This is a genomic window from Vibrio celticus (genome assembly GCF_024347335.1).
Lineage (GTDB): Bacteria > Pseudomonadota > Gammaproteobacteria > Enterobacterales > Vibrionaceae > Vibrio > Vibrio celticus.
Window position 1 is genome coordinate 1,985,112 of sequence record NZ_AP025463.1, and the last position, 14,848, is coordinate 1,999,959.

The window sequence follows — 14,848 nt, forward strand, 5'->3', positions numbered from 1 at the left end:
AAAGACACAAGTCAGTCTTGTTTTAGCACCCATTTTTTAACCATCAAATACCGTAGTGTTTTCTTCTTTAAACGCTCTACTCCGTCACCTCAGAGAAAGCTTACGGTTATACACATAAGGTGTTGTTTGTGTCTTCGCAATCGTACGTAAGGAAAAATTTCTCTCTCGCCTGGCCCCTCGCCTTAAACGGTATCTTGATGCAGTCGATGTTGATGATCGACACGTTGCTGGTTTCTCCTCTTGGTGAAATCCCTTTAGCTGCAATGGGGATTGCGACGACTATCGTTGCCTTTGTACTGGGAATTCAAATGGCGCTGGCAAACGGTACTCAGTTAGTATTAAGCCGCGCAGTGGGCTCTGGCATCGCCGCGTCATTATCTAAAGCATTTTGGGCAGGGTTATTTATCAACCTTGGCGTAGCAACACTGTTTTGGCTTCTACTTACTTTTTTCGAACAACCCTTGATTCAAGCATTAACAGACGACGCTTCCCTTCACTTAGAAATCAGCCGCTATCTAGATATCTCGAAATACATCGTCATTTTCACAGCACTGACGCAAGTGATCATTGCTTTATTTAATGCACTAGGCAGAACTAAAGTCCCATTCAAAGGTTACTTAATTGAACTGCCTATCAATGCTGTACTCTCATATGTGCTGATTCATGGTTTTTCTAATTTTGAAGGCATTGGTGTACAAGGTGCCGCATTAGGCAGCATCATTGCAATAACGATCCGCTTGCTGTATCTGGTTTTGTGCGTGTATTTAAGCTCAGCGATTTCACTCAAATTAGATGCTCAGCGATCTGAATTCTTTACTAACGTTCGCCGTCACTTTATCGAAATATTCCCCGTAGCAGCGAACGTGACCATGCTTTTGATTGGCGCAACGATATATCAATTGTTGTATTCGCAACTTAACATCAACGCTTACGTAGCGATTACTTTGGTGATGCCTTGGATCAGGGCTGTCTCTCAATTTATTACCGCTTGGGCTCACTCTTCCGCGATTACTATCAGCCAAGCGATTGGCTCCAAAAAGATGGATGACCTAGTCAAAAACGTCGATACCAGTATCGATATTGCAGTCGTCATTTCTTTCGTTTGTGCACTCTTGTTCGCAGGATTAAGTCTGGTCATTGGTGACATTTACCCGAACTTGGATGAGTCTACCTATCAAGCATTGGCCGTTATCGCCCCACTCTACATATTCTTGCCAATTGTTCGTGGCTACAACACGGTTCATGGGAATGTATTAAGAGCACTAGGAAAAACGACCGCAGTCTTCAAAATCAACTTCACTGGTCAATGGGTAATTTCAATTCCATTGTGTGCATTGATCATCTTTGGTTTAGATGGCTCTATCTTTTGGGCCTTTGCTATCCAACCATTCGAAGAAGTCGTTAAAGCTTTCCCATTCCGTCACTTAGCTCGTAAGTCTCTTAAAGAGTTTGATGCCGATAAAGCCAAAGAGTTGATGTATGACTAAGTCCAAAATCATTTTGGATGAGTCCAGACATCACATTTAACACTAAGCTTTTGAAATAAAGGAAGTTCGCACAAAATCTCCAAAATACAACCTTGTCCTTTGGCAAGGTTGTACTACTTTGAAGGTAGGCATTTATTGGGTCAGTGGCTAACACATCTCAAGCAACAAAAGACTCATCAATCCAGCTTAGATTAATCGTTAAGAGAATTGGGTGAACACACTATGCATGACATTATTCAAGATCTTCACAAGCGCTACACCGTCAAAAAATACGATCCTAGCAAACGAATTTCTTCTGAAAAAATAGAGATCATCAAAGAAGCTATCCGCCTTTCTGCTTCTTCTATTAATTCACAACCGTGGAAATTCATTCTGATAGAGAGCGAAGAAGCCAAGCAACGCTTCCACGACACTTTCGCTATCAAGTTCCAGTTCAATCAACATCACGCAATTGAGTCATCGCACATCATTCTTTTTGCCTACGACCCAAACTACACCAAAGACAAATACGCTCACCGTGTGAATGTTGAAGTTGAATCTGGTCACTTACCTGCAGAAATGTACGACAACATGCTCAATGGCGGTTACGCTTTTGCAGACCTCAATACTGATGATAACGGCTTTAATGGTAACTGGACCAAAGCGCAACTTTACCTAGCATTAGGTAACGCCCTTCACGTTCTTGCGAGGCTTGAAATAGGTTCTACACCGATGGAAGGAGTCGATATGGACTTGATCGGACAAGAATTTAGCGAAGAGCTTGATGGGCACATCTGTGAAGTTGCGTTGGCAATGGGTTACTTCTTAGAGAGCGAAGACTACAACCACGGGCTACCAAAAGCACGACTCCCTCAGGATGAAATATTTAAAGTCATATAACAAGCACTTCGATCCCCGCGCTTTTAAAGAAACAAAAAGACCACTCAACATTCGGTTAAGTGGTCTTCGAAAACATTCCTTAAGGCCTGTATCTAACTAGTCTTATGTACTATTTGCCGTTCAACTTAAGCGCTGAGAAAGTCACACTGTTGTAGTCGCCATTCTTTTTATCGATAGCGAAATCGCCAGTACCGCCACAACCTGGGCCCCATACAGGGTGAGAATCGCTTACACTACATTGGCCGTATGCGCCCGCTTTGTAATAGAAATCATCTTCAGCATAACCCGTTGGTGAGTCAAGCTCATCAATGCCCTTGCTCAGATCGATTTCATACTTAACCGTATCGTGACGTTCTGTTTCAAACGTTAGGTACATCATGGTGCCTTTCACTTCCACTTTGTAGCTAAACTCTTCACCAAGAGCAATACCCGCTTCACCCGGTTCCGCTGGGTTTTCCCAAGTGTTACCCCACACAGGGTAAGCGATGTCGGCACGGTTAGGATCTTTTTTCTCTAGGTTACGCTCATAGTTCCAAAATACTGAACCCATTTCTTGGTCAGGAAACTTCTTATAGAAGATCTTTAGTGGTTCATTACCATGCCCGTAACCAGTTCCAGCTTTGATTAGCTCATTATGTTTTTTAGCGTGAATCTGACCAACAACCACCGAGTGAGCTGGGTACTTTTCTGGGTACTTAGCGTTAATCGCAGCGTGATTCACTTTTAGTGTCGCTTCTAGTGTGCCGCCAACCGCACTGTACTCGCTTGCTGATGGATGGCTAGACAATGCCCATTGGTTACCTTTGTCAGCAGTATCGATAGAGAAGTCAGCACCACGTGGCATCTGGCGTAACTCAGAACGCGCGTTTTTCGAGTTTTTCGTCGTAATCGCTTGGTTCTGCACTTCAAATACAAGGTTGCCGTCTTTATCAAGATGGAAGAAATCACTGTGTGAGTAGCTCATCATAGCGACCCCTTCTATTTCATCAACGCGACCATCTTCATTAATATCTGAAGGTATGGTTATTTTCCAATTATGCATATCGAATTTATCGGCAGGTACGGGGTAAGACACACCATTATTTGCAAACGACACAATAGGTACTGCTGATAGCAAAGCTACAGCAAGCATATTTTTTTTGAACATCCAAATTATCCTTAATAACAAACGAGTATTTGTAGACCCATTAATATTAAACTAGGCAGTACTCATAGACAGGATCTTAAGCTCTAAGCTATTTATTTAGATAGAAAAAAGGCTTCATTTATGATCAGATAATCGTCGCCAAACAAACCACCCATATCAACCGTGAAGCCGATGACGATTATCTCCCTACAAAAACAGTTTAAGCAATTCTTTAATGCTGATAGCCTTCAAAAAATGGCGAAAAGTACAGGACTTATGAAGCGATGTCGGGCTATCTTACCCGACCAGCTAGTAGTAAGCCTAGTGGCCGCTTTGAGCAAAGGAAACTGCTCATCTATTGCCGATTTACTAAGGCAATTCAATGGGATGTGCTTAAGCGCTAAAGATACTGTGGCTTATAAGCCCTACCATAACCAGTTAAGAAAAGAAGAATTTCCGATATTCATGCGCCAATTGGCCATGCGAGCGATAGCTCAGTTTGCTCGCCAGCAGAGTGCCAACCTACCAGATAAACTCGCCACCTTTGATGATGTGCTGCTTCAAGATGGTAGCTCTTTCCACATTCATCGTGACCTTTCGAACGTTTACCCGAGCCGATTTAAACGCAATCCAGCCGCAGTTGAATGCCATATGACAATGTCTTTAAAAAGCTTTTCTCCAGTCGCAATGAGCATCAGCGCTGATACAGCATCAGAAAGAGACTTTTGCCCGCCCCAAAACAATGAGTAACAAATTGTTGTTGGCTGACGCAGGGTACCCTGACTTCCAATTCTTTACTGAGCTTGAACTGTATGGTGGTTTCTATATTTTCGAGGAGCAAAGTCCCTGAATCCTCATGTTATAGAAGCGAGAAACGGTCAGGGCCGGCATTTATCTAAACTAGAAGGAAAGAAGCTCAAAGACATCACTCGAGGTACTAATCGCTCACAGGTACTCGACCTTAAAGTTCGTAGTGGTAAGCAAGAATTTAGAGTGGTAAGACGTTGGTTTGCAGAAGAAAAGCGATTCTGTATTTGGTTAACTAACTTGCCTTCAGGTACCTATACTGCTGATGACATAATGGCGATCTACCGCTGTCGATGGCAGGTGGAGTTGCTTTTTAAAGAATTAAAATCTCACACAAACTGGCAACGATTTGTCACCGCACAAAAGGCCATCGTTGATGGGCTTATCTGGGCCAGTTTACTCTCGCTGATCATCAGGCGCAGTACTGCGCTTCAGATAATGCCATCGGTCTCGCTGTTTAAGGCGGCAAAAAATGTGGATGTGTGGCTGTTGCCCATATTTGAATGTATCAGCCACAAGGCATGGTCAGAAATAGGTAATAAACTGGAATGGGCCTCTAGCTATATATTTAAGAACGCACAAAAGTCCGCCCAGAGGAAGTCAAAGAAAAACATCACGTTAGACGGGATTTATGCTGGTCTTAATGCTTAAGGTTCAGTCTATGAGGCAGTACTACCCTAATCTGTAATAACAGGTTTATTTTTTATTGAATAAGCTAACTTGTAGAAATGGGCTTCGCTTTCACCATTCTTAAATTGGTTATAAACGCCAGCCTTATAATAACTCACCATATCCTTCCAATAGCTAATGTCGTGATTAACTACAGTGCTGTCGTTATGGTTGATGATTAACCTTTGGTTACCTACATAAATATCAAATTTGTCCGAGCCTTTTTGAGCTATCGGGCCAAGCGGTAACTTTATATAAGCTTTCTTACATTCCGCTGACCCTTTATTTCCGCTCTTGGAGCTGCAGTTAACCGCATTATTTTTTATGATTGCCCAATACCAATCGGTCTTACCGCTTCTATTAGCATCATAAACCACGCGAACCAACGGGTGAGGTATATATCCTTCGCCATGGGAACTCTGTTTGCCATCGTAATACGTACCCTTGTTATGCACTTGCAAGTACGTCATTTCATCTCGTTTCTTTTCGCTATTCTGAACCGAATCACGAGGGTTAATAGGCATGAACTCAGCGCTTAAATGGTGGTATTTACTGGGTTCATCAATTTTGAAGTTGTCGTTAACGCGGAGCTCACTGCGGTTTTTATAGCCCGCCATTTTAAAGACTAATGCTTGAGTCGGTTCATCAAGATAAAAATGTTCAAAGACCACCCCATCGAATTCACCTTTACTCGCATAGTCCTTTTTATTCCCGGGCTTCCCCTTAGGGTCAGACATTTGCAGCTTAGAAACTTTCAAAATCTCTTTGAATTTAGAGGAATTAGCAGGGACTCCTAAATCGGACGCATACGCTCCTAACGAAAGTGAAGTAGCTGCGGCTAAGCATATTAAGTTTTTCATTTTTCTTACTCGACCAACCATTTGTTAAACGTACAGACCATGGAACCAACAAACTAACCAATGAAATAAAAGCAGTTTAATTCAAGTCATCCAGATCATATTGTTACGACCATCGATAAAGCATTTGTATTATTTTATCACATGGCTTTTGTATTTCTTGGACAAGTGGGGAAATTGAGAGACCAGTCATTATTGAGATTAAACACAGTATTAAAAGTGGGATATTCATAACACTTTGCTATATGACGAGTTAAAAAAGTTAAACTTGTTAACTACAGTGCCATATTTTAACAATTGAGAGTGTTTTTTGTTCGAATTATAGAAATTTTCGTGACTCAGAACTGAATTAACAAACTAGTCAATACTACATTTATTCGCATTGAGTACCAGCTCACGGTTTTTCATAAACTTAACATATAAGATTATTGTATGAGTTATTGGGTGGCTCACTAGGAATACCCTACCTTTACTTAATCTTAAATCTAAAAATACGAGAGTAATGATGAAAAAAATGAATATGGTTGCTATCGCAGTGGCAACAACTTTATTTGCAGGAATGGCATCAGCGACAACACTTGATTACCGCTATGAGTATCGTGCAGCGACTGATTATACAAAAACCAATGGCGATGAAGCTCATGTCGACGCTCGCCACCAGCACCGTGTAAAACTAGGCCACAGCTTTAAGCTATCTGATAAGTGGAAGCACTCAACAGGTCTTGAAGTTAAATTCCATACTGACGACTCTTACTACGATGAAGATTCGGGTAGCGTAAAAAATGCCAACAGCCGAAGTTTCTACAATGGCAACTGGTACATTTACGGCATGGAAGTCGAAAATACTGCAACTTATAAGGTCGATAACAACTGGTACCTACAAGTTGGTATGCCAATCGCTTGGGACTGGGATGAGCCGAACTACAACGACGGCGACTGGAAGATGAAGAAGGTTACGTTCAAGCCTCAGTTCCGTGTTGGCTATAAAGCAGACATGGGCCTAACAACCGCAATTCGTTACCGTCATGAATATGCTGATTTCCGTAACCACACACAATTTGGTGACAAAGACTCTGAAACTGGTGAACGTTTAGAATCAGCTCAAAAGTCTAAAGTCACACTAACGGGTTCTTACAAAGTAGAATCTCTGCCGAAGCTTGGCCTTTCTTACGAAGCAAACTATGTAAAATCTTTAGATAACGTACTTCTTTATAATAGTGATGACTGGGAATGGGATGCTGGCTTAAAGGTAAACTACAAGTTCGGTTCTTGGAAACCTTTTGCTGAGATCTGGTCGTCTGATATCAGTTCATCTTCAAAAGATCGTGAAGCTAAATACCGTGTTGGTATTGCTTACTCATTCTAATAAAAATAGTCAAAATATAGAATAGCCCTCTCCTCTTGTAACTTATTTGGGCATATTTTAATTACTTTATTTTAAATAATAGGATGTTCTAATCAGAATTATCTTCATCCTAATAAATATTTAACGACTATTTATTATCTATTTCTTATGTGATTTACATATGGATTTAATATCATAAAGAGAATATTTTATGCAAATTTCTAAAGTCGCTACAGCTGTCGCTCTTTCGACAGGTTTATTATTCGGTTGTAACAGTGATGGTTTACCTATTCCGACGGATGGTTCTACCGATCCTGGAGTACCAACTTCCGCATTACTAGATGGTTATTGGGAGTTTTCTGATACCACAGTATTCTCAGCAGCCTATTCATCATCGAGTAGTGCTGACTTGCCCAACGTATATCGCTTCTCTGCAGATGGTGAAACACTTTATTACTACACTGACAATTCAGCAGATACCACACTTGGTGAATACGAACGATTTGAAACCACTTATGAAGAGACAATTGAAGATGAAACTTCAGGTCAAGTTGCGTTCACGCTATTCAATGATGACGGTTCAGTCAGCACGACATCAGTAGACGGTAACTACGCTGTATCAAATGGTGGTATTGCCATCACCGATACTAACGTCCCTCTATCAGGTACTGACCATCGTGATGATACTAATGTGACCGATGCCGCAGAAGAAGCTGATGGTGAGCCTGCTGCTGTAACTGATAATTTTGATACTTATGAAGTTGGATTACAAATTGACGTAGCGAACACGGACTACACAGCTTTAAATGTTGATGGCAGTACGAACATTGCAAACATTTCTAATGCCGTTGCTAGTTCTGGTGAGAACTCTTTGTTCTTGCACGACAACTCAACTGAAAGTAAACCTATTGTATCTCGTACATTTGTAGATGGCATAGCTGAGAGTGGGTTACTCTCAACCTCGGTCTATGTTCCAAGTGATACAAATAAATCGACTTATCTATACCTAGGAACATCTGAGGATGCTTCAACTGATGCTAGATTCGCTGACCTATATTTCGGTTCTAGTAAATTAACATTCAGAGGTCAGAATGGAGACAAGATTAATTTAGCGTCGTACTCTAGAGATACTTGGGTTGATGTTGATATGGCGTGGTCACCAAATGACGATGACACCTATGGTGTAACTGTCACTATTGATGGTGTTGAGTGGCCAGCTCTTCTAACAGCGAATGCTATTCCAGGCGCTCCAACATTGTTTGCAATGTATGTGGGTGACAACGGCAGTTTAGGTACTTCTTCTTACTTCGATAACTTAGATTCAAAACTTTTTGAAGCTCAAGTTGAAGAACCAGATCCGAGCGAAGTAACAGACAACTTCGATTCTTATACTGTAGGTACGCAGATCGATGTGGCTAACCCTGCGTACCAGACAAAAGGTGTTGATGGGGTTTTAAATACAGCAGTGATCAGTAGTGACTTTGCCAAGTCGGGTTCTAACTCTTTACGCATTGAAGATGGTGCGGACTCAACCACTGATAATAACAAAGCTATCGTCGGCCGCGACTTTGCTAATGGCGCAGCAGAAACTGGCTCTGTTTCTACATCTGTATACATCCCTAGCGATGGCTATGTAAAAGCATCATACATTTTCTTAGGTTCTAATAACGATGCATCATCTAGTGGTCGCTTCACTGAAGTTGTATTTACATCTAGTATGATTAAATTCCGCAACGAAACAGGCAGCCAAGTTGACCTTGCGTCATACTCAAAAGACACATGGGTAGATGTGACCATTTCATGGGTAGATACAGACATTACCGTCAATGTTGATGGAACAGACTACACTGGGTTAAAAGCTGAAAGTGCAGGTGGTTCCCCGACCGCTATTGCACTATACACTGGTGACAATGGTTCAAAAGGGACATACACCTACTTCGACAACCTAGATTCAGACCTATTCTAGTTCTCACTAGAAAGTCTGTTTGACTTAATTGCTAGATAAAACAAATCCCTATCAACGCATTTGATAGGGATTTTTTATTGCTAGCTCAAGAATAAAAAGCAGACTGGCGATTAATTTAAGCTCTCTGACTCAGCGGAACTTTACTTCAGCGTGAATAAGCACCGATTCTGCTAGTAAAGAATACCCCCTTGCCTCTCTAATTATTTAACCCTCTCAAAAGCCCTGTATCTATCATAGATAAACAAAAACCCTCAGCTCTACACTCCACCCACAAATTATTATTCAACATCACCGTACCATACAATCAAGGTATTTACGGCCTGTAAGCAACTAACCCTCAAGCGCATCCCCTTGATCACTAGATTCGTTTAACCATCGACTTGAACCCGCCTGAGTATTTCATGAAGCATTGGCGCTAATAGAGTGATGGCTAACCCTGACCTTCTAGTTATGAAAGAGTTGAAACACTATTTATTGCTGTTGCTAGGAGTCTTGCTAAACAACCCAAAAGTGGAGGTTTCAAAAACAGAACGGGAGTAATCAGCCAAGTTAACGCTTATTAGAAGACCACGTACAACAATACGTTCGTGTATAGACGTTGCATTGGTACATACCTTGAGAACGAAGTCGAAGTTTCTAGGGCGTGTTGATCTTTGCTGTACATTTCGCGTTCAACAATACATCGGTAGCCACATTAACATGAATGCCAGCGATAACATGCTGGCATAATTCCTTTCTAGCTTGTCATATCTACTTGAAATAGCTCGATAATGCTTAATTCTCCCAAAGGCATTTTCGACCAAGTGACGATACTTGTATAAACACCAATCCATACTGTCTTTGTCTATATCTTGTCCGTAATTGCGTTTAGCAATTACCGTTTCTCCGCCACGTTCCTTAACAAAAATACGGAAAGGTTCGCTGTCATATCCTTTATCACAAACGATGGTATTAACTTCATCGAGTTGCTCAACTAAGCTTTCGGCATGCACTATATCGTGGCGTTGTCCCTCTGATAAATCAAAGCAAATCGGCAGGCCACCACTATCTACGGCTAAGTGAATTTTGGTTGAGTTGCCCCCGCGACTTTTTTCCTATTTGCTCTGAACTTTCAGTAGCTGCACCTGTACTATGCTGATGTGCTCTAACTATAGAGCCATCAAGAAATACCCATTCAAAATCAGCCATGTTAGATAAGCTTTTGAAAAGATTATCTAAAATCCCTTTCTTTGACCAAAGATTAAATCGTCTGTAAACGGTACTCCACTCTCCGAACTCAGAGGGTAGATCTCGCCAAGGAATACCTGTTCTCATTCGATAAAGTATTCCTTCAAATGTCATTCGATGTTCAGTTTTATCGTAAATACGACCTGTACTTTTCATAACTTGGAGTAGCAGTTCCCAGCGAATATCAGTTAGCATTGTTCTTGGCATGGTATTGGTTATGGTTTTACTTTTGGCGAAGCAAATTATAACTCTTTACCATGCTGTTCAAAAAACACTCACGAAAGATCAACACGCCCTAGCTATGGCGATTCCAAAATAATATTGGCATTGTACAGCTTTGAATGAGAGACAATATGACCTGTTATCAGCTGAGATTAATCATGACTGAGGTTAATGGTGATCGGCGATGGGGGGAGGATAGTGACTGAAACTCATAACGACTGAAGTTAATACTGAATGAGTTTACTAAGACTGTTCTAAATTCAGTGTAACTGATAACTATCCCCTTCTTTTACTAAATTGAATCATACTCTTTGCCTAAACAGCAGGCACAAAAAAGCCTCCAAACCCTGAGGCTAGAGGCTATTGCGATAGCTTTAATATTAAGTGTTATTCGACCAGATTACTTTTTGTATTGATCGTGCGATACGTCTAGTTGGTAGAAAGTTGCTTGTGAGTAATCATCTAGGTCGCCGCTGATGTTTTGGTTGTAAACACCGGCCTTGAAGTACATGTACTTGCCGCCTGCATCGTAGCCACTGTTGCTCATATCAACCACTTGTACAACGTCGTCTTTGCCTTCACGCATTAACGTTACAGTCATCGTGTTGCCTTTAACGTCAATACGGTAGCTGAACACTTCGCCAAGTGCGATACCATCGTCACCCACTTCAGCCGTCATGTCGCCCACTAGAGGGTAGAAGTCCTCTTTAGTTGCATCTTGGCTTTCGTGTGCGAAGTAAACCGCACCCGTTGCTTGGTTTGGCAGTTTACGGTAGTACAAACGAATTGGTTCATCGTTTTGATCGTGAATCTGACCAATGATAAAGCGGCCTACTTCGTTCGCATTACCTGTCGTTGTTGCGTGATCGATTTTCAACGTTGCTTCTAAAACGCCATCAATACCAGCAGCAGCTTCTAAGTCAGACTCAGGTGCGCTTGAGAATACCCAGTTGTTCTTGTTAACACCTTTAGTGCTAATAGACTGGTCACCACGGCGCATCATTTCGCGAAGCTCTGTACGCGCATACTTAGTATTTTTAGAGGTACGAACACCTTTCACGTAAGACTTGAAGACTAGACCACCATCGTCAGCTGTGTAGAAGATCTCTGGGTGTTGGTAACCGTTTGCAAGGTTCCACTCAGAAACATCATCAGGCTTACCGTTTTTGTCATGGTCGAATGGTTGAGATAGGTACCAATGCGTCATGTCAAAGTTTTCGCTTGGCGCGTTACCTGCAACTGGTGTCGCTGGCAGGCCTGTCGGAACTGGCAGTGCACTGCGTGTGTCACATTCAACTGAGGTCTCACAAGGGTAAACCGCTGCTACACCAAAGTTACCTGAACGAAGATCTTTGCGCGCATCTTTACGTGCTTTTTCCACTGCTTTCATTTCAGCGATCATTGCCGCTTCTGCAGCTACTACGTCTGAAGTGATGATATGGCTAGCAGGACAAGCGTTAATGTTACAGTTAACCGCAGCTAACCCTGTCACACTGTTCCAACCATTTTTGGTGTTACCGTGACCAACGTATCTTACGTAGCGCGCTTGCACTGCTGGCTCGAATTGGAAACGCTCTAGGCCGATCGCTTTACCTGAGCTCAGTTGGTTTTCAAGTACGGTTGTCCAGTTTTCGCCATCGACACTTACTTGAATATCAAATTTAGACTGGCGCTCGTTACCTTTGCTGAAAGATGCTTGAACCGCATCAAATTCTTGTACTGAACCATAGTCTAGTGTTGCCCACTCACCGTCACCCGCAGATGACCAACGTGTTGTTAGGTCTTGGTCAATGAGACGATCAGGTCCGTTACCATCATGGCTACTAGCGGCAACAGCAACTGGCGTCAGAAGCGCTTCACCAGTTTCTTTGTTATTTGGGAAATCAACAGTCGGTGTGCTCGTGCTCGCACAACCAACTGCAAGTAAAATAGAAGAAGCGAGTAAGGTTTTTAGAGTAATTTGTTTCATATCTAATCCATTATTATAATACAAAGACAGCGTTCGTAAGTGAAAGATAAATTGGCAAACACGAGCTATAAGGCGTTTTCTCTCTCAGTATTTGCGATAACACAAAAATATTACGTAATCTTATAATACAAATAAAACACTTCGTTGAATAAATGAGACTGGGAACACTTTTCGCTTTTTCCATACTTTAACTGGATCACACTTCCTATTGATAAAAGACAACATATGAAAATTTCGAATGCGAAATGGGCTATCAAGGGCGAAAAATCCGAGCGGTAATGGTGAGAATGTGCATCACTCGAGCAGAGTATTTATCGTTCAGAACATCTCATTCACCAGTGTCGCAGCAGTTAAAAAAAGACCACATTGTTAGGAATCAATATGGTCTTTAAAGCAGTCATTGTTGTTACTCAAACGTTAGCTAATTCAATAATGTTCAGCTCTAAGAGAACTAAAGCTCACATCAAACACTTCACCCGCATAGTCGCTATCAGGCTTAAATTGTGGGTAGATGCCCGCTTTGAAATAGAAAGCGATGTCTGTCGATGTCCAATCTGATGTTAACGAAACCGTGTCCCCATCTTTATCTGTGTAATCTTGTCCCCAAGGGATTAAATGAGAAATGGTGTTGGTTCCATCTAAATCACGAGTCGCCAAGTAGATACCGTCTTGATTGGCACGAATCGTATATCGCCACTCTTCGCTTGCCGAATAAGTACCTAACTCGACACTGAACGGGTCACAATGATTACAGTCTTGGTTGTTGCGCTCAAAATCAGAGTTCAGTATCACTCTTACTGGCTTACTCTCTCCTTCCCATAATAGTTTCACCAATGCTTGATTGATCTTCCAACCATGGATTTGTCCAAGTACCACTTTTGGATCTTGATTGCTGATGTTCGGGTAATCTTCAACTCGCAAGGTGGCGGTGAGTTGATGGTTGGTTTTATTGGTTCGTGTGTCGTTCAAATACCAACTTGTGTCTTCATCGCTGGTGCTGCAGTCCGGTTGAGTACTGCTTTGATACAACTCCCTTAACTCAGAGCGAATATAGTTAGAGTTTTGTGTACTAGTGCCATAACCCATATCAGCTCTAAAGTGCATTCTTCCTTCATCGGTATTGAAATAAGAAAGACCAATATCGCTGTCGTAGACATCACTGTCATTGGCGAGAAGGTCTTTGCTCGATTCACAGCGCCCAGGTTCTAGTTCAGCAGCACTGTCACCGCCACTTCCATACCAAGTGTCTTTGCTCGCAGGAATCGTCAACTTCCAATCGCTAATATCCCAATCGTTTGATCCATTGACCTGTGTGGTGGTGTATCGTAGTGCCTGAAAGTGAGCCGTGGCTTCACCATTTTCAAATTGATTATAGATACCCGCTTTAAAGTAACTCAGTAAGTGCTGCCAGTAGGTGATGTCTTCGTCGACTTTAACTTCATCGTTCACTTTGATCGAAAGGGTGTTTTCATAAACAGAAAGATCAAACTTGGTGAAACTATCGAGATCCGCCTCTCCCAAATCGTAGCGATTATATGAAGTGGCGTAACAATCTGAAGAGTCAGCGGCACTGCTACAGTCAATGGCATTGTTTTTCATGACTGCCCAGTAGTGACCTGTGAGCCCATCTCTTTCTTGCTCCCAAACCACACGTAATAGTGGGTGAGGGATATAACCCGTACCACTCTCGTCCGTGCCTTTGTTGTGGATCTGTAGCACGGTCACTTCATCATGATCAGCGGGAGAACTCGCCATGGCATGCTCAATATCAGGCAAACTTATTTCCGCATGCAGACTGCGCCTTACGCCCGCTTCGTTGATATCGAAGTTTTCTCCCTCACGAACTTCAGAGCGCATCTTGTAGTTCGTCATTTTGAAGATAAGATTTTCCGTCTCTTCATCAGCATAAAAATAATCACTGACATAACCATCGAAGTTACCATCTTTGACTTCAGAGGTTTTATTGCCCTCCCCTCCATTAGGATCAGAGACCTGAAGATCTGAGCTGGAAAGAATGTTTTGATACTTGGTAATATCATAGGGAGCAACAACACCAGCGGGCATTCCTGGGTTATTGGTATCGGAAGGATCACTGCTGTCACTGGAGCTGCTTCCACCGCAGCCATACGTAAGCGAAGCGAGTACTACGACGAAGATTGGCTTATTCACATTTATCTCACTTATCCATAAGAATAGAGTGACAATGTATATTTGTACTATTTTATGTCAATTGTATATTTATCAGAATGTGAGATGCGGCAAATGAAGTGGGATGAATGAGTATTGCGTAGAGT

Annotated in this window: 8 protein-coding genes and 2 pseudogenes; 5 read left to right on the plus strand and 5 right to left on the minus strand. The window is 42.0% G+C overall.

Translation table 11 applies throughout. The annotated features are described in order from the left end of the window. The first annotated feature begins 119 nt into the window (after positions 1–119). Together OCV19_RS09205 and OCV19_RS09210 are read left to right on the plus strand one after the other, a co-directional pair. Complete coding sequence (locus OCV19_RS09205) at positions 120–1,487, plus strand: MATE family efflux transporter (protein ID WP_081090258.1); 1,368 nt, start codon at positions 120–122, stop codon at positions 1,485–1,487. A 222-nt stretch (positions 1,488–1,709) separates the two neighbouring features. Then, positions 1,710–2,366, plus strand: a complete 657-nt coding sequence (locus tag OCV19_RS09210) for a nitroreductase family protein (protein ID WP_065677609.1) — start codon at positions 1,710–1,712, stop codon at positions 2,364–2,366. 109 nt (positions 2,367–2,475) lie between these two features. Here OCV19_RS09210 and OCV19_RS09215 read toward each other — a convergent pair whose 3' ends face one another. Further along, positions 2,476–3,513, minus strand: coding sequence for a polysaccharide lyase family 7 protein (locus OCV19_RS09215; protein ID WP_065677610.1), 1,038 nt, complete (start codon positions 3,511–3,513; stop codon positions 2,476–2,478). 171 nt (positions 3,514–3,684) lie between these two features. On the opposite strand from OCV19_RS09215, the pseudogene OCV19_RS09220 reads away from it, so the two are divergent. Then, positions 3,685–4,950 (plus strand): annotated as a pseudogene (locus OCV19_RS09220) (IS4 family transposase). A gap of 26 nt (positions 4,951–4,976) precedes the next feature. Here OCV19_RS09220 and OCV19_RS09225 read toward each other — a convergent pair. After that, positions 4,977–5,828, minus strand: a complete 852-nt coding sequence (locus OCV19_RS09225) for a polysaccharide lyase family 7 protein (RefSeq protein WP_167352288.1) — start codon at positions 5,826–5,828, stop codon at positions 4,977–4,979. 502 nt (positions 5,829–6,330) lie between these two features. Here OCV19_RS09225 and OCV19_RS09230 point away from each other — a divergent pair. Together OCV19_RS09230 and OCV19_RS09235 are read left to right on the plus strand one after the other, a co-directional pair. Then, positions 6,331–7,191 (plus strand): oligogalacturonate-specific porin KdgM family protein, encoded by an 861-nt coding sequence (locus OCV19_RS09230; RefSeq protein ID WP_065676816.1) that lies wholly within the window; start codon positions 6,331–6,333, stop codon positions 7,189–7,191. 190 nt (positions 7,192–7,381) lie between these two features. Continuing rightward, on the plus strand, positions 7,382–9,136 hold the full coding sequence (locus OCV19_RS09235; RefSeq protein WP_065676817.1) for a hypothetical protein: 1,755 nt from the start codon (positions 7,382–7,384) through the stop codon (positions 9,134–9,136). Between the two features lie 671 nt (positions 9,137–9,807). Here the strand turns inward: OCV19_RS09235 and OCV19_RS09240 are convergent. From OCV19_RS09240 to OCV19_RS09250, 3 genes and pseudogenes are all read right to left on the minus strand, one after another. Further along, positions 9,808–10,570: pseudogene (locus OCV19_RS09240) on the minus strand (IS5 family transposase). A gap of 415 nt (positions 10,571–10,985) precedes the next feature. Then, positions 10,986–12,554 carry a polysaccharide lyase family 7 protein gene (locus OCV19_RS09245; protein WP_065677168.1) on the minus strand — a complete coding sequence of 523 codons (1,569 nt, stop codon included), beginning with the start codon at positions 12,552–12,554 and terminating at the stop codon, positions 10,986–10,988. Positions 12,555–12,980: 426 nt separating this feature from the next. Beyond that, positions 12,981–14,723, minus strand: coding sequence for a polysaccharide lyase family 7 protein (locus tag OCV19_RS09250; RefSeq protein ID WP_065677167.1), 1,743 nt, complete (start codon positions 14,721–14,723; stop codon positions 12,981–12,983). Positions 14,724–14,848: the final 125 nt, after the last annotated feature.